This window comes from Leucobacter sp. MMO-125, from assembly GCF_037148395.1.
GTDB lineage: Bacteria > Actinomycetota > Actinomycetes > Actinomycetales > Microbacteriaceae > Leucobacter.
In genome coordinates this window covers 359,434-376,041 of the sequence record NZ_JBBCTL010000003.1, presented here as the reverse complement: position 1 = coordinate 376,041, position 16,608 = coordinate 359,434, and the positions used below count along the sequence as shown (strand labels likewise).

General features: G+C 69.3%; 13 protein-coding genes. 6 read left to right on the top strand and 7 right to left on the bottom strand.

The window, feature by feature from the left end; translation table 11 throughout:
• The first annotated feature begins 57 nt into the window (after window positions 1-57).
• On the top strand, window positions 58-837 hold the full coding sequence (locus WFI54_RS09385) for an SGNH/GDSL hydrolase family protein (RefSeq protein ID WP_336652529.1): 780 nt from the start codon (window positions 58-60) through the stop codon (window positions 835-837).
• Window positions 838-1,166: 329 nt separating this feature from the next.
• A complete protein-coding gene (locus WFI54_RS09380; RefSeq protein WP_336652528.1) occupies window positions 1,167-4,724 on the top strand; it encodes an efflux RND transporter permease subunit in 3,558 nt (1,185 codons plus the stop codon).
• On the opposite strand, the gene WFI54_RS09375 is transcribed toward WFI54_RS09380, so the two are convergent.
• From WFI54_RS09375 to WFI54_RS09355, 5 genes are all read right to left on the bottom strand, one after another.
• Entirely contained in the window at window positions 4,696-5,142 is a 447-nt protein-coding gene (locus WFI54_RS09375; protein WP_336652527.1) for a Fur family transcriptional regulator, read from the bottom strand. The genes WFI54_RS09380 and WFI54_RS09375 overlap by 29 nt on opposite strands.
• 76 nt (window positions 5,143-5,218) lie before the next feature.
• On the bottom strand, window positions 5,219-6,049 hold the full coding sequence (locus WFI54_RS09370) for a metal ABC transporter permease (RefSeq protein WP_336652526.1): 831 nt from the start codon (window positions 6,047-6,049) through the stop codon (window positions 5,219-5,221).
• Window positions 6,046-6,981, bottom strand: coding sequence for a metal ABC transporter permease (locus WFI54_RS09365; RefSeq protein ID WP_336652525.1), 936 nt, complete (start codon window positions 6,979-6,981; stop codon window positions 6,046-6,048). The genes WFI54_RS09370 and WFI54_RS09365 overlap by 4 nt, the downstream gene beginning before the upstream one ends.
• The gene (locus tag WFI54_RS09360; RefSeq protein WP_336652524.1) at window positions 6,981-7,778 is read right to left on the bottom strand and encodes a metal ABC transporter ATP-binding protein; all 798 of its coding nucleotides are present in this window, start codon (window positions 7,776-7,778) and stop codon (window positions 6,981-6,983) included. The genes WFI54_RS09365 and WFI54_RS09360 overlap by 1 nt, the downstream gene beginning before the upstream one ends.
• On the bottom strand, window positions 7,778-8,878 hold the full coding sequence (locus tag WFI54_RS09355; RefSeq protein WP_336652523.1) for a metal ABC transporter substrate-binding protein: 1,101 nt from the start codon (window positions 8,876-8,878) through the stop codon (window positions 7,778-7,780). The genes WFI54_RS09360 and WFI54_RS09355 overlap by 1 nt, the downstream gene beginning before the upstream one ends.
• Before the next feature lie 129 nt (window positions 8,879-9,007).
• On the opposite strand from WFI54_RS09355, the gene WFI54_RS09350 reads away from it, so the two are divergent.
• The gene (locus WFI54_RS09350; protein WP_336652522.1) at window positions 9,008-10,414 is read left to right on the top strand and encodes an amidase; all 1,407 of its coding nucleotides are present in this window, start codon (window positions 9,008-9,010) and stop codon (window positions 10,412-10,414) included.
• 54 nt (window positions 10,415-10,468) lie between these two features.
• On the opposite strand, the gene WFI54_RS09345 is transcribed toward WFI54_RS09350, so the two are convergent.
• Entirely contained in the window at window positions 10,469-11,386 is a 918-nt protein-coding gene (locus WFI54_RS09345) for an inositol monophosphatase family protein (RefSeq protein ID WP_336652521.1), read from the bottom strand.
• Window positions 11,387-11,535: 149 nt separating this feature from the next.
• On the opposite strand from WFI54_RS09345, the gene WFI54_RS09340 reads away from it, so the two are divergent.
• Window positions 11,536-12,603, top strand: a complete 1,068-nt coding sequence (locus WFI54_RS09340; protein WP_336652520.1) for an inositol-3-phosphate synthase — start codon at window positions 11,536-11,538, stop codon at window positions 12,601-12,603.
• An 84-nt stretch (window positions 12,604-12,687) separates the two neighbouring features.
• On the opposite strand, the gene WFI54_RS09335 is transcribed toward WFI54_RS09340, so the two are convergent.
• Window positions 12,688-13,980 carry a glycosyltransferase gene (locus tag WFI54_RS09335; RefSeq protein WP_336652519.1) on the bottom strand — a complete coding sequence of 431 codons (1,293 nt, stop codon included), beginning with the start codon at window positions 13,978-13,980 and terminating at the stop codon, window positions 12,688-12,690.
• A gap of 123 nt (window positions 13,981-14,103) precedes the next feature.
• On the opposite strand from WFI54_RS09335, the gene WFI54_RS09330 reads away from it, so the two are divergent.
• On the top strand, window positions 14,104-14,325 hold the full coding sequence (locus tag WFI54_RS09330) for a heavy-metal-associated domain-containing protein (RefSeq protein WP_336652518.1): 222 nt from the start codon (window positions 14,104-14,106) through the stop codon (window positions 14,323-14,325).
• Between the two features lie 4 nt (window positions 14,326-14,329).
• On the top strand, window positions 14,330-16,576 hold the full coding sequence (locus WFI54_RS09325) for a heavy metal translocating P-type ATPase (RefSeq protein WP_336652517.1): 2,247 nt from the start codon (window positions 14,330-14,332) through the stop codon (window positions 16,574-16,576).
• The last annotated feature ends 32 nt before the right edge of the window (window positions 16,577-16,608 follow it).

The window sequence follows — 16,608 nt, the reverse complement described above, 5'->3', positions numbered from 1 at the left end:
ACGACGGTGCCGGGCCGGCAGCAGCTGAGCGCGGCCCTGCGGGCGTAGGCTGGAGCGGTGGACGAGCAGCAGCAGCGGGCAGCGATTCGCTACGTAGCGATCGGCGACAGCTTTACCGAGGGCGTTGGCGACGAACAGCCTGACGGTTCGGTGCGCGGCTGGGCCGATCTTGTGGCGCAGGGTCTCGCCGATGCGGCTGGCCAGCCGATCCAGTACGCGAACCTCGCGATCCGAGGCCGTCTCCTCGGCCCGATCATCGCCGAGCAACTGGCACCGGCTCTCGCCCTGGGCCCCACCCTCGTCACCTTCAACGGCGGCGGCAACGACATGCTGCGCCCGGGCACTGACATTGCCTGGATCATGGGTGAGACCGAGCGGGCGCTGCAGCGCATCATCGATGCGGGTGCTGAACCGTTGCTGCTCGCCGGTGCGAACCCCACCGCCGGCCTGCCGGGCGGGGCGCGGGTGCGCGCGAAGGGCGACGCGCTCGTGCGCGAGGCCGAGGGCATTGCTGCGCGACTGGGCATCCGCTTCGCCGACAACTGGAGCGACCCTGGACTGGCGCAGCGGCAGTACTGGTCACCCGACCGCCTGCATCTCGCACCCATCGGCCATCACCGCGTTGCGGCGAATGTGCTGCGCGCGCTCGACCGCCCTGCACCGATCGACTGGGTGCTCGATGCGGCACCGGTTGCGGCTCCCTCCCGTCGCGAGCAGCTGCGCTACACGCGCGAGCATGTCGTGCCGTGGGTGCGGCGCCGGCTCACCGGCAGATCAAGCGGTGACGGCCGCACAGCCAAGTACGCCGAGTGGACCTGGGTGACGCCACGCAGCTGATGCCGTGGTCGCGGCATCGCGCTCGACGCATCGCGATCCGCATCCGCTCATCAGAAGCAAGCCATCAGCGGCGGCGGATCAGCAGCAGCCGATCCACCCCACCGTCTCAGCGCCACCTCTCAGCAGCCGCCGCGCCATCTTTCTGGCTTCCCAGAATCATCCTTCGGGATGAGCCGAGATAGTACCCGGGGACGATGCGGCCACCCGTGCGGAACGACAGGATGGAACCATCGACCGAGCCGTGCGCGCAGCAGCCGCGGCGATCCGCCCGCAGCAGGCCCGGCGATGGCAGCCTCCCCTGCCCGGGCCCGCTCACATCGAAAGAGCACATGTCCTTTCTCACTCGCACCAGCCTGAAGAACCGCTTGATCGTGGGGCTCGCCACCGTCGCCGTTGCGGTGCTCGGCCTCATTTCGATGGGCTCACTCAAACAAGAGCTGATGCCCTCCATGCAGGTGCCTGCCGCGTTCGTGTCGGTGCAGTCACCCGGGCTCGCCCCCGAGGAGATGGCGCGCACGGTCACCGAACCCACTGAGCAGGCGCTGCGCGCAGTGCCCGGCGTGACCCGCGTCACCTCGACGACCGCGAGCGGCACCGCAGACATCACCGTCGAATGGCCCTTCGAAGAGGGTGAGGAGGAGACGCTACGCACCATCCGTGCCGCGGCAGACTCGCTGAAGTCGACGTTCCCGAATGGCAGCGAGGTGCAGGTGTTCTCGGGCGGCGCCGACGACATGCCCGCGATGGTGCTGAGCGCCGGCACCACAGGCGATTCCGCCGCGTTCGCCGACGAGCTCGCACGCTCGGTCGTGCCCGCCCTCCAGGGCGTGAACGGGGTGCAGAAGGTGGAGCTTGCGGGGCGGCAGGAGCAGCGGATCCTAATCGCGCTGCGCCCCGCCGATGTCGACCGTTTGAAGATCGACACCGCTCAGATCGCTCCGGCGCTAGAGGCTCGCGGGGCGGCCCTCCCGGCCGGGCAGGCCGCCTCTGATCGGGGCGAGCTCTCCGTGACCGTGGGCAGCGGCCTCAGCACTGTCGAGGAGATCGCGGCCCTGCCCTTCACCACGACCGGCGCAGACGACACCGTCGCCGTCGTGCACCTCTCCGATTTCGCCGATGTCACCACCGAGGCCGTGCCTGCCGAATCGATCTCCCGCGTCAACGGGAAGCCGGCGCTCACCCTGCAGGTGTTTCCCGCGCACGGAGCCAATGTCGTCGACATTTCGCACGCCGTCACCGCCGAGCTCGACAAGGTCGCGCCGAGCCTGAAGGCCGAGTTCGTCACGATCTTCGATCAGGCTCCCTACATCGAGCAGTCCATTCACGATCTCTCGGTCGAGGGCGGCTTGGGCCTGCTCTTCGCGGTGCTTGTCATCCTCGCCTTCCTCGGGTCGTGGCGTTCGACGGTGATCGCGGCGGTCTCGATCCCACTGTCGCTGCTCATCACGCTCATCGGACTGTGGTGGAGCGGCAACACGCTGAACATTCTCACCCTCGGCGCACTCACCATCGCGATCGGTCGCGTGGTCGACGACTCGATCGTGGTGATCGAGAACATCAGCAGGCGTCGTGGTTCAGGGCCGCTCACCGTGGCGGGCGTGGTCGCCTCGGTGCGCCAGGTCGCGGGCGCCATTACCGCGTCGACGCTCACCACCGTCGCGGTCTTCCTGCCGATCGCACTGGTCTCGGGCATCGCCGGGCAGCTCTTCCGGCCCTTCGCCGTGACCGTGACGATCGCGCTGCTTGCGTCGCTGCTCGTCGCCCTCACGATCGTGCCGGTGCTCGCCTACTGGTTCATGAACCGGCGCGGTGCGCGCACGGCAGGGGCGCAGGATGCGGATCCGGAGCACGATGACGAGCTTGCTGAGACCCGCACCGCACCCGATAGGCTGCAGCGATCCCTCATGCCCGCCCTGACCGCAACCCGCAGGCACCCGGCGATCACGCTCATCGCCTCCACTCTCGTGCTTGTCGCAACGCTCGCAATGGCCCCGTTCCTGCAGAGCGACTTCCTGGGCTCCTCCGGCAATGAGAGCTTGCAGCTCACGCAGACCCCGCCGCAGACGGGCGACGCCGAGCAGCTTGTCGCGGCCGCTGAACCTGTCGAGCGTGCGCTCGCGAAGGTGCCGGGTGTGCGCGACGTGATGACGTCGATTCCCGTGGGCGGCGGCGCCGCGGGCATGCCCGCTTCGATCTCCTACGATGTGCAGCTTGAAGACGGCGCCGACGCGGAGACCGTGGGCGACGCTGTGGAGCGTGCCGTGGGGCGTGTGCCTGATGCGGGAGAGGTGCAGTTGCTCACCCAGGACGCCTTTGTCAGCGGCGCGGGCGGTGGCGGCATTGCGCTGCAGATCCGTGGCAACGACCCTGCGGCGCTGCGGCAGGCCAGCAAGCTGCTCGAGGATCAGCTCAGCGAGTCGGCGAGCGTACAGTCTGTGCGCAGCGAGCTCACGGGCGAGCAGCCGGTGGTGCGGGTGAAGCTGAACGAGGATCGGGCCGCGCTGCTCGGCTTCGACCGTGCGCTCGTGGCAGACGCGGTGCGCACCGCGTCTGAGGGTAAGACTGTCGGCCGCATGATGTTCGAGGGCCGTGAACGCGACATCGTGCTGCGCACCCCCGGTGCGGAGCGCACGGCGGAGCAGCTCGGCTCGCTGATGCTGCCCGTCACCCCGCAGCAGACGGCGCAGGCGCAGAAGATCGCCGCCGACGCGCTGCAGGAGCGGGCCGAGGCCGAGGCTGAGACGCAGCGCGCCCGCGCCAATGACGAACTGGCGAAGCAGCTGCGCGAGGCCGGGGCGCAGCGCGCGCAGCTCGTCTCCCAGCTGGGCGAGCTGAACTCGCAGCTCGCCCAGCTGCAGAGCCTGCCAGTGGTGCCTGAGCCGCCGCTGGATCCCGCTGACGAGGCTGCGATGCGTGCCGCCCAGCAGCGGGCGGAGCAACTTGCTGCGTTGGAGGGAGCTATCGCCGGCGCTCAGAGCGGCATCGAGGGCATCGACGAGCAGATCTCGGCGCTGCGTCAGTCGCAGACCGAGGCTTCTGAGCAGCTCGCGCAGCAGGAGCAGGCGGAGGCCGAACAGAAGGCGGCGGCCCGCATCACCGGCACCGCGATCGCTCTCGCCGATATTGCGACCGTCGAGGAGGAGTTGACCGCTCCTACGATCACGCGCGCCGACGGCGAGCGCCAGGTCACGCTCACGGTGACGCCGCGCAGTGGCAAGTTGGACGCGGCGAACGCGGCTGTGGAACGCGCGATCGCCACTGCGCAGCTGCCCGCCGGTGTCAGCTTCGAGCTCGGTGGCGTGAGTGCTGAGCAGGATGAGGCCTTCGCGCAACTGGGTGCCGCGATGATCGCCGCCATCATGCTGGTGCTGCTGGTGATGGTGGCCACTTTCCGCAGTTTCCGTGGGCCGCTCGTGCTGCTGATCTCGATTCCGTTCGCGGCGACGGGCGCGATCCTGGGCCTGCTGCTGACAGGCACCCCGTTGGGCCTGCCCGCGCTCATCGGTCTGTTGATGCTGATTGGCATTGTGGTGACGAACGCGATCGTGCTGATGGATCTTGTGAACCGTTTGCGTGCCGCGGGTGCGTCTCTCGAGGATGCTGTCGAGCACGGCACTCGTCTGCGGTTGCGGCCGATTCTGATGACCGCTGCGGCCACGATCTTCGCGCTGGTGCCGATGTCGCTGGGGCTTACGGGTGGCGGCGTGTTCATTTCGCGCCCGCTCGCCATCGTGGTGATCGGCGGTCTGGTGTCGTCGACGCTGCTCACCCTGGTGCTCGTGCCGATTCTCTACACGCTGGTTGAGCGGCGGCGGGAGCGGGTGAGCCTGCGCCGGGCGCGACGCCGGGCTCAGCGGATCATTGCGCGGAGGAAGCGGGCGGCGTAGCTGCGGCCTCGTCGGAGGTCTCTTCGGCTCGTGCGCGGCAGCGCTCGCACAGGCCGAAGAGATCGACGACGTGCTCGATCTCGGTGAAGCCGTGCTCGGCTCCGACCTTGCGCGTCCATTCTTCGACCACGGCGGCGGAGAGTTCGCGGGTGTCGCCGCAGCTGCGGCAGATGAGGTGGTGGTGGTGTCCGGTCATCGTGCATGAGCGGAACAGGTTTTCGCCCTCGGGTGACTGCAGCGAGTCGGCTTCACCGGTTTCGGTGAGGCTTGCGAGGGCGCGGTAGACGGTGGCAAGGCCGATGGTGGATCCGCTGTCGCGCAGCTCCTGATGCAGCTGCTGGGCGCTGACGAAGCCGTGGGCGCCGGCCAGCGCCGCACGCACGGCTTCGCGCTGCCACGTGTTCCGTTTCGGCTGCATGGCGCTTCCTCTCTTGGGGCTTTCTTGCGCGTCTGCCCTCCACCGTAGCGCGGTTCCTCAGAGTCTGGCGGCTCGCTCAGGTCTTGCGCGGGCGCCGCGCGTGGTTGGTCTGCGGCAAGGTTCGCGTACGCAGGGTGCGGATCGCGACAGCCCCGAGGAATACGAGTGTCATCACGAGGCCCACGGATCCGCCCGCCGCAATGCCGAACTGCCGCGATGCCCAGAGCCCGAGCAGGCCGCCAGCAATACCCAGCCCGGCCGCGATGGGCGGCACCCACTGGATGCGGTCGGTGAGCGCGAGCGCCGCAGCAGCGGGTCCGATGAGCACCGCGACCCCGAGGATCGCGCCCACTGCCGGCATCGCCACCACCACTGCCGCGGCGACCACGCCGACCACCACGAGCTCCACGGGCCAGGCCCGGAATCCGGCGGCTGCGAAGCCCACGGGGTCGAAGGTGTGGAACAGAATCCGGCGCCGTGTCATCGCGAGCACGGCCCCCGTGAGCAGCAGCACCGCCCCCGCTGCGGCGACGTCACTGATGGTCACGCCGAGCGGCGACCCGATAAGCAGCGCTTCGACGGGCACTCCCAACCCCGGGTTGAGGCTTGCGAGCAGTGTGCCGAGGGCGAAGCCCAGCGAGAGCACCACGCCGCTCGCGACCTGGCGCCCCTGCCCGGGGATGCGCGAGAGCAGCGTCATCACGAGTACGAGCAGCAGCGCGAAGAGCGCCTGCCCGAGCAGCAGGTTCCACCCCAACACCGCGAAGACGACGCCGCCAGGGAAGGTGGCGTGGCTCAGTGCGACCGCGAAGAAGGAGCGGCGTCGGAGCACGATGAGGGTGCCGGCGAGACCGGAGAGGAGGCCCAACAGGGTGAGCTCGATGGCGGCGAGCGCGAAGTAGCTCATGCGCGCATCCGATCACGCAGCGTGCGCAGCAGCGCCGCCAGCAGGTAGGCGGCCACGAGCAGCAGCACCACCACCGCTCCCGGCGACACCGTCGCACCGGCGCCCACCGACCATTCAAACGACAGCCACAGCCCCGCGAAGCCGGCCGCGAGCGGCACGAGGATCGCGATCGGGATGAGCAGCGCGAAGCCGCGCGAGACCAGCCGAGCCGCCGCCATTGGCACTGTCAGCAGTGCCACCACCATGAGCACGCCGAGCGCCTGCACCCCGGCCACGGTGAGCAGTGCGACTGCCACTCCCAGCGCGAGGTCGGTGCGCAGCGTGCGAAACCCTGCGGCCTCGAAACCAGCGGGGTCGAAGGCGCGGAAGAGTTGCGCACGACGGGTGAGGAGCACGATGAGGATGGCCGCGGCCGATACCACTGCGATCTGCCAGATCTGCGCAGACGTCACCGTGAGCAGGCGGCCGAAGAGGAGTTCTTGCAGCTGCGAGACGTAGCCCTCCTGCCGCGAGACCAGCACCACGCCGAGGCTGAAGAGGCCTGTGAGCACCACTGCGATCGCCGCGTCGGCCCCGATCCCGCGCCGCTCGATCACAGTGAACAGCACCGCAGCGAGCAGCGCCGCTACCACCGCACCGGGCAGCACCCCGGCGACGCCGCCGAGCGCCGCACCCACCACGAGCCCGGGAAACACCGCGTGCACCAGCCCGTCGCTCACGAACTCGAGTTCGCGGAAGCTGATGAAGAGCCCCACCACGCCTGCGGCAACCGCGAGCATCGCGACGGTCACGAGCGCGCGCCACATGAACGGCAGCGTGAAGATTTCGACGGGCGAGACGGCAGCCAGCGGGCTCGCCATGAGTGGGGCGATCGCCTCGGTGAGCGGGCCGGATCCGGCAGGTGCGAGAAGCCCCGCGAGCCGCACGAGCACTACTCCGTCTCTCTCGTGGTCGTGACGGTGTGGTGGTCGAGTTCGACGGTGGTGTCTTGGAAGGCGTGCTGCACGGCGTCAAGGGTGAGCGCCTCGTCGAGCGGGCCGAAGGCGGCCGGATGCCCCGGTTCATCGGGGGCGTGGCCGCTCGCCAGCAGCAGCACGTGCGTGCACGCCTGCTGCGCGATCTCGAGATCGTGCGTCGACACGATCACGGTGCGCCCTTCGTCGCGCAGCTCGCGCACGAGCCGCAGCAGCGTGTCGCGGTTCTCACGGTCGAGACCGTTGAAGGGTTCGTCGAGCAGCAGCAGCTCCGGATCGGACACGAGCGCCCGCGCCAGGATGCCGCGCTGCTGCTGACCGCCGGAGAGTTCGCCGAAGCGGCGCCCGGCGAGCCCTGCGAGCCCGACGCGCGCCAGCGCCTCGGTGACGGCGGCGCGACCTGCGCGGCCGATCGGCTGCAGCGCGCCACGCGAGCGGTACAGCCCCATGGTGACGACCTGGCGCAGGCTGACGGGCAGTGTGGCATCTCGGGTGTCTGCCTGCGGCAGTGTGCCGATGCTGCGCCGCGCCCGATCCGGCGTGCCGCCCAGCACGCTCACGCTGCCGGCGGTGAGCTCCGACAGCCCCAGGATGCCGCGCAGCAGCGTCGATTTGCCAGAGCCGTTCGGGCCGATGAGTGCGACGGCGGCACCTCGCGGCACTTCGAGGGTGAGCCGTTCGACGCGCGTCACACCGGCGTAGCCGAAGGCTGCGCCGTCGAGGGCGAGCGCGGCTGCGGAGGGTGCGTCGGTCATCATTGCAGACTAGCGGGCAGCGGATCGGGCGTGACGCCCCACGCCTCAAGAATGACGCGCGTGTTGTGCACGGTGGCACCGATGTAGGTGTCGGCTCCACCGCTCTGAGCGCCGGGGGCACCGAGCGAGTCGGCGTAGAGGGATTCGGCATCGATCACCTCGACGCCGGCCTCGGCGGCGATGGTGCGCGCCAGTTTGGGGCTCATCGACGATTCGACGAAGACGGCCTTGACGCCGCGTTCTGTGATGGAGGCCACCAGGGCATCGATGTCGGCGGCGCTCGGCTCGGCGTTGTCTTCGAAGCTCGGCAGGATCGACCCGGCGAAGGTGATGCCGTAGTCGTGCAGGTAGTAGCGCAGCGAGTCGTGGCCGCTGACGAGCACCCTGTCTGCAGCTGGCACGCGCTCGAACTGCGCGGCGATCCAGGTGTCAAGCTGGTCGAGCTGGTCGAGGTACCCCTGGGCGCGGGCGGCGTAGTCGGCGGCGTGGGCAGGGTCGGCTTCGCTCAGGCCGGTGGCGATCTCCTGCACCATGCCGGCGGCGTTGCGCGGGCTGGTCCAGATGTGGGGGTTCACGTCGCCGTGGTCGTGGTCGTGCTCTTCTTCACCTTGGGCGTGGTCGCCCGCGGCCTCCTCAGCGGCGTGCGCGTCGGCTTCGTGGCCGGCTTCGTGCTCGTGGGCTTCGCCCCCCTCGGCGGTGATCTCGCGCAGCAGCTCGGAGTCGAGGCCGTCGACCGCGGTGATGATGCGCCCGTCGAAGCCTGAGGCCTCGATCGCCCCGTCGATGAAGGTTTCGAGGCCGGCGCCGTTGACGATGAGCACGTCGGCCTCGCTCAGGGCGAGCAGTTCGGCGGGTGTGGGGTCGAAGTGGTGCGCGGAGCCGCCGGGTGCTAGTAGCCCGGTGAGTGCGATGTCTGCGCCACCGACCTGGCTGGCAAAGTCGGTGAGCTGGGTAGTTGTGGCAACGACCTTGAGACCATCGGATGCGTCGGCGCTCTGAGCGGATCCGCTGCAGGAGGTGAGCAGCAGAGCTGTGGCGAGAGCCGCGGCTCCGAGCGAAGCGATCTTGAGGCGGCGGTGGGTGCGTGATGCGTGAGGCATGAGTGACTTTCTAAATGAGAACGAGTCTCACTCTAACAGTTCTTGATAACCGTTCGCAACAAGGGCGCTGAGGTGGGCAACGTCTGGACCGCCCGTGCGCCGCCGAGGGCCAGCGCTTAGAGTGGCGGCATGAGCGATTTCCCCGGCACCGCCCTCGAACTCCAAGCGGCCCTGCGCTCGGGCGAATTGTCGTCTCGCGCGGCCACCGAGCACTACATTGACCGCATCGCCGAGCAACCCGAACTCGGCGCATTCGTCACCGTCACCGCAGAGCAGGCCCTCGCCGAGGCCGACGCCGCCGACTCCCGCTTCGCCGCGCTCTCCGCCGAGGAGCGCGCGATTCCCGGCGCCCTGCCTGCCTTGCACGGCCTGCCCATCGCACACAAAGACCTCGTCGAAGTGGCCGGTGCGCCCACAAGCCGCGGCACGGCAGCACTGCCCACCGCCGTCGCCGAGCACGACCACCTCAGCGTCGCGGTGCTGCGCGCGGCCGGCACCGTCTCGCTCGGCAAGACACAGGTGCCCGAACTCGGCCTCAACGCCTACTCGGAAAACCTCGTGGCCGCCCCGGCACGCAACCCCCTCGACCCCGAACGCACCCCCGGCGGCTCATCGGGCGGCAGCGCAGCCGCCGTCGCCGCCGGCCTGCTGCCTGTCGCACCCGGCAGCGACGGAGGCGGATCGATCAGGATTCCCGCCCTCGCCTGCGGGCTCATCGGATTGAAGCCCGGGCTCGGCTCAGTGCCCAGCGACGTCATCGGCGGACCGTTCGACGACTTCGGTGCACCGAAGCTCGTTGTGAGCGGCCCCCTCGCGCGCACGGTCGCAGACGCCGCCATGCTGTACGACGCGATGACGGGCTCCCCCGCGCCGAGCCTCCCAGCGGTGCGCCGAGCCGACGAACTCACCGGGCTGCGCATCGGCATGAGCACGGCGTCGCCGTTCGAATCGGCGCATCCGACCCCGATCTCCGCTGAGGCGCACGCCGCCTATGAGGCCGCAGCCGCCGGCCTCATCGCGCGCGGCCACCACGTCGAGGAGGCCCGCTTCGCATATGATCCGCGCTACACCGAGGTCTTCACCAGCTGCTGGATGGCGGGGCTCTCGCTCCTCGCACTGTCACCGGAGGCCGAGGCGCGCCTCACCCCCTTCACCCGCCTGTACCGGGAACGCGCCCTCGCCACACCACGCGAGACCCACCTCGCCGCGGCGGAAGCGCTGCGCGGCATTGCGGCGGGGCTGCGCGCGGAGTGGGCGCGCTACGACGTGGTGCTCACCCCGGGCCTCGCCACGCCCCCGCCCCGCATCGGTGCGTTCATGAACCTGCACCCCGACGCCGACTACCGCGCCCAGTGCGAGTGGACCCCGTTCACCTCGATGGTCAACGTCTCCGGCTTGCCGGCCATCGCGGTACCGACGCTCACCGTGCCCAACCCGCACGGGGCAGGGCAACTCTCCATGGGGGCGCAGCTCATCGGGCACCCCGGCTCGGAGCCACTGCTGCTGCAGCTCGCGGCACAGCTCACCAGCGGCTGAAACGGACGAGGGCGGAGCATTCGGATCCTCACCCCCCACCAGAAGCAGCGGCCCTCAGGGCCGACGGCTCTGTGTGCGCATGATCTCGTGCAGCAGCTCGAAGTCGCCCCCCGCCACCGCGGCGTAGTAGTGCGGGCCGAGGTGATCGCCGTGCTCGGGCAACGCCTCGCCGTGCGCGTAGGAGCGGTAGACCCCGCCGGCGCGGCGGATGATGAACGCTCCCGCCGCAACATCCCATGGGTTCGTCTCGAACGAGACCGTCGCGTCGAGCCACCCCGCCGCGATCCACGCGAGCGCGATGCAGGTGCTTCCCAGACCCCGCACCTGGGCGAAGGTGCGCGTCACCTCGGCGAACTGCTCAAGCGCCAGCTCGGGGAAGTGCACCAGATCGCGGGCGAGCGGAAAGTTCAACGCGACGGTGGCCTGCGCTGGCACGGTCGCCCCCACGCTCTGCAGCGGCCGGCTACGCACCAGCGCGTCGGTGGCGTCCACCGGCTGCTCGGCGAGAAAGGCACCTCGCTCGTCGGCCCAGAACAGCTGCGCCGCAACAGGGTCGTAGATCACCCCGGCAACCATTTCCCCGGCCACAGCAACCCCGATGCTCACCGCCCACATCGCGATGCCCCGCGCGAAATTCGAGGTGCCGTCGATCGGGTCGATGTACCAGGTGAGTGGCCCCGCCCCCGCGGTTTCGCCCGCTTCTTCGCCCACGATCGCCGAGTCGGGAAAGCACTCCAGAATCACCCCGCGGATGTGGGCTTCTGCGGCGCGGTCGAAATGGGTGACGACGTCGTGCATATCGGTTTTGATGGCGACGCCGAGGTCACCGCCGCGAAAGCCCTCACGGGCAATCGCACCGGCCTCATGAGCGGCGCGGATCGCAGTTGCAACGACCATCCGCCCCTGATGCAGGCCTGTTTCGCTCATTCGGCAGCTCACCCCTCGTTCGGCGCCCGTGGGCGAGCGCTTCACGAGCCAAGCCTACGCTCGCACGGCTTCGCGCCGCTCCTCGCGGGCGGATCGTTTCGAGCCATTTCGGCCCGTTCAGCAACAGGAGTAAAATCGAAACTTGGTGCGCCCCGATGACACGGGGAAGAACAGCAAAGAAAGCAATTGGTGCTATGACTGTGAAGGTTGCCCTCGCGGGCGTCGGGAATTGCGTAAGCTCACTCGTCCAGGGAGTCGAGTACTACCGCGACGCGGATGACAACGCCGAGGTGCCGGGGCTGATGCACGTTCGGCTCGGCGGCTACCACGTCTCGGATCTGGAGTTCGTCGCCGCCTTCGAGGTCGACGCCGAAAAGGTCGGAGCCGACCTCAGCGAGGCCATCTGGGCCGGCCGCAACAACACCATCAAGTTCTCCGAGGTGCCGCCGATCGGCGTGACCGTGCAGCGCGGCCCCACCCTCGACGGCCTCGGCGAGTACTACCGCGACGAGGTCGTGGAGTCGCCCGCTGAGCCTGTGGATGTGGCGCAGGCACTGCGCGACTCGGGCGCCGAGGTGCTCGCCTGCTATCTGCCCGTCGGCAGCGAAGAGGCCGTGAAGTTCTACGCCCAGGCCGCGCTCGACGCAGGCGTCGCCTTCGTGAACGCGGTGCCCGTGTTCGTGGCGAGCGACCCCGAGTGGGCGGCGAAGTTCGTCGAGGCCGGCCTTCCCATTGTGGGCGACGACATCAAGAGCCAGGTCGGTGCCACGATCACGCACCGCGTGCTCGCGCACCTTATGGAGAGCCGCGGCATCGCCCTCGACCACACCTACCAGCTCAACGTCGGCGGCAACATGGATTTCAAGAACATGCTTGAGCGTAGCCGCCTGAAGTCGAAGAAGATCTCGAAGACGCAGGCCGTGACCTCGAACATCTCGGCAAACCTCGACGCAGACGACGTGCACATCGGCCCCAGCGACCATGTGCCGTGGTTGGAGGATCGCAAGTTCGCCTTCGTGCGCCTCGAAGGCCGCGGCTTCGGCGACGTTCCGATGAGCCTGGAGTACAAGCTCGAGGTGTGGGATTCGCCCAACTCGGCGGGCACCATGATCGATGCGATCCGCAGCGCGAAGGTTGCCCTCGATCTCGGGCAGGCCGGCCCTGTTGAGGCGGCTTCGGCGTACTTCATGAAGTCGCCGCCGGTGCAGAAGGCGGATCACGTGGCGCGCGAAGAGCTCGAAGCCTTCCTCGCCGAGAAGTAGGCGACGCGCGGAGCGCCTGAGACCGCCCCGGCCGCACTCTGCGGCCGGGGCGGTCCCTTTGTGGCCGTGCTTCTTGGGTGGCGATCAGCCGAGGGGCGCAGGCGTCTCGGCCGTCAGCAGCCCGCGATAGACGTCGAGCAGCCGCTCAGCCGAGGCCGCCCAGTTGTGAGCGAGGGCGTGCGGGCGTGCTCGGCGAGCGAGGGGCGCGATCCGCTGCGGATCTTCCAGAAGCGAAGACAGCGCCGCAGCCCACACCCGCGGATCGTCGCCCCGCACCAGCAGCCCCGTCTCGCCGTCGACGACGGCCTCGCGCAGCCCGCCGGTGTCGCGCGCAATCACCGGCACACCCGACGCGGAAGCCTCGAGAGCGACCAGCCCGAAAGTCTCGGAGTGCGAGGGCACGAGCATCACTGTCGCGCAGCGCACGCGCTTGGCGAGCTCCTCGCGCGGCAGAGCACCCTCGAACACTGTGGTGTCGGACATGCCGTGCTTCGCCACAGCCTCATGCAGGGCGCGCACGTAGTCGTCGCCGTCGGGCGGGGCCGCACCGACAATGCGCAAGGTGGGGCGCAGCTCGGGCGGCAGCGCGGCGACGGCATCGATGGCGAGATCGAAACCCTTCAGCGGGTGCAGCCGGCCCACGAGGATCACCTCTGCGCGGTCACCCGAGCCGTGAGCCGAGGCGCCGCGCTCCGTGTCGCTGTGCTCCGTGTCACCGCGATCCGCCGCACCGAGATTCTGAACACCGTGCGGATCGGTGCACGGATGGAACAGCTCGGTATCGACGCCGAGAGGCACCACAAGCACACGCGCCGGGTCTCCTGCGAGCCTGTCGAGCACCGTACGCCGCTCAGCCTCACTCACCGCAATAACCAGGTCGGCCTCGTGGGCCAGCCGCCGCTCCCCCGCCAAACGCCCCGGCGATTCCGGCCGCTCGCCATCGGTGAGCGGCGACTCGGGGGGCGCCGCAATCGAGTGATAGCTCTGCACGAGCGGGATTCCCTCGCGGCGCGCCACCGGCAGCGCCGCAATACCCGAGAACCAGTGCTCGGCATGCAGCAGATCGACAGGGGTGTGCTGCAACGCGGCGTGCAGGCCTTCACCGAACTGCGCCATCACGGCTTCGTGTTCACCCTTTGCGAGCAGCCGCGCGGGGCCGGCGTCGATCTGCACCACTACGAGCCCCGATTCGAGCACGGTGCGGGGCGGTGTAGCAGGGTCGCTGCGGCGCGTGAAGATGGTGACCTCGTGGCCCGAGCTCGCAAGCGCGTCGGCCTGCGCCCGCACCACCACGTTCATGCCTCCGGCGTCTTTGGTGCCGGGCACGTCAAGGGGCGAGGTGTGCAGCATCACGAAGCCGATACGCAGGGCAGACATGGATCGAGAGTATCGCCCACCGCCACCACCGAGTTGGCGGGAATAGCCCGAAGCGCGCCCGAGTTGATGCAATTGATACCCCATGGGGGTATGCTGAGAGAAGCCGCAACGAGAGGATCCGCCATGACCGCCGCACCCCGCACCACCGAGTACCTTGTCACCGGCATGAGCTGCGGCCACTGCGAGCAGGCCATCCGCCAGGAGGTCACCGCAGTGCCGGGCGTCACCTCGGTCGAGGTCAGCGCCGCCACCGGCCTGCTGCGCGTCGAGCACGCCGAGCCGATCGACGACACCGCGATCCGCACCGCCGTCGACGAAGCCGGCTACACCGCGACGAGGGCGTGACACCGTGAGCACCACCTACGAACTTGAAATCGGCGGTATGACCTGCGCATCCTGCGCAGCCCGCATCGAAAAGAAGCTGAACAGGCTCGACGGCGTCGAGGCCAGCGTCAACTACGCCACTGAGAAGGCGCACGTCGCCGCCCCTGATGACCTCGATCCGCAACAGCTCATCGCCGAGGTCGAGAAGACCGGCTACACCGCGGCGCTCCCCGCGCCCGCACCCACCTCAGAAGACGCAGAACGCACAGACACCCCAGATCCCGAACTCGCCTCCCTGCGCCAGCGCCTCATCGGCTCGGTCTGGCTCTCGGTGCCCGTGATCCTCCTCTCGATGATTCCGGCCCTGCAGTTCGACTACTGGCAGTGGGCGGCGCTCACCCTGACGGCCCCGGTTATCGTGTGGGCGGCGTGGCCGTTCCACCGGGCGGCCTGGGTCAACCTGAAGCACGGTGCCGCCACGATGGACACGCTGGTGTCGGTGGGCACCTCGGCGGCGTTCCTGTGGTCGCTGTATGCGCTGTTCTTCGGCACCGCGGGCGAGAAGGGCATGACCCATGCCTTCGAATTGACCGTGCATCCGCATGACGGGGCCGGCAACATCTACTTCGAGGTGGCCGCGGGCGTCACCATGTTCTTGTTGGCCGGGCGCTACTTCGAGAAGCGTTCGAAGCGGCAGGCCGGATCGGCGCTGCGCGCGCTGCTCGAACTCGGCGCGAAGGACGTCGCGGTGCGACGCGATGGTGCTGAGGTGCGCGTGCCCGTCGAGCAGTTGCGTGTCGGCGACGAGTTCGTGGTGCGGCCCGGCGAGAAGATCGCCGTCGATGGTGTGATCGTCGAGGGCGCCACCGCTGTTGACGCCTCCCTGTTGACGGGCGAGTCCGTGCCCGTGGAGGCCTCAGTCGGCGATGCCGTCACGGGCGGCACGGTGTCTACGAGCGGGCGCATCGTGGTGCGCGCCACCCGAGTCGGTGCCGACACGCAGCTCGCGCAGATGGCTCGCATGGTCGAGGAGGCGCAGTCGGGCAAGGCCGAGGTGCAGCGGCTCGCGGATCGCATCTCCGGCGTGTTCGTGCCCATCGTGCTGGTGATCGCACTCGCGACGCTCATCACCTGGTTTGCGCTGGGGTTCTCGGCGGCGAGCGCGTTCACCGCTGCGGTGGCCGTGCTCATCATCGCGTGCCCGTGCGCGCTAGGCCTGGCTACGCCGACGGCGCTGCTGGTGGGCACGGGTCGCGGTGCCCAGATGGGGATTCTCATCAAGGGGCCCGAGGTGTTGGAGTCCACGCGCCGCGTCGACACCATTGTGCTCGATAAGACGGGCACGGTGACGAGCGGGCGTATGGAGTTGGCTGAGGTGGTGCCCGCGCCGGGTCAGGACCGGGCCGAGCTATTGCGCCTGGCCGGTGCCGTGGAGATCGCGTCGGAGCATCCCATTGCGCAGGCAATCGGGCGCGGCGCCGCCGCGGAGCTGGGCATTGCGGTGGCGGATCTGCCTGTGGCGGAGTCGTTCCAGAACGTTGCCGGGCGTGGTGTGACCGCGATTGTGGCGGGAACCGCGGTGATCGTGGGCCGCACCTCGCTGCTTGAGGATTGGGCGGTGACCGTCGATGCCGCGCTGCTCGCCGAGAAGCAGCGGCTTGAGCATGCCGGTCGCACCGTTGTGGTGGCCGCCTGGGATGGGGAGGCGCGCGGTCTTTTCGCGGTCGCCGACTCGGTGAAGCCCACCAGCGCCGAGGCGATCCGCGCGCTTGAGCGCCTCGGCCTGGAAACGGTGCTGCTGACCGGTGATAACCGGGCCGTCGCCGAACGGGTTGCCGCCGAGCTAGGTATCGCGCGCGTGCACGCCGAGGTGCTCCCAGGCGACAAGGTCGATGTCATCGCGGCGTTGCAGGCCGAGGGCCGCGTCGTTGCGATGGTCGGTGACGGCGTCAACGACGCTCCCGCGCTCGCTCGCGCCGACCTGGGCCTTGCGATGGGCACCGGCACGGACGCTGCGATCGAGGCCGCCGACATCACGCTGGTGCGCGGCGATCTGCGCAGCGCGGCCGACGCCATCAGGCTGTCGCGCCGCACCCTCGCCACGATCAAGGGCAATCTGTTCTGGGCCTTCGCCTACAACGTCGCCGCGATTCCGCTCGCCGCGCTGGGGCTGCTCAACCCCATGTTAGCGGGGGCGGCGATGGCGTTCTCGAGCGTGTTCGTGGTAGGCAACAGTTTGCGCCTGCGCCGCTTCAGGAGCCTCGCCGGGTAGGGCGGCGGCGGGTAACGTTCAGGAGTGACAGG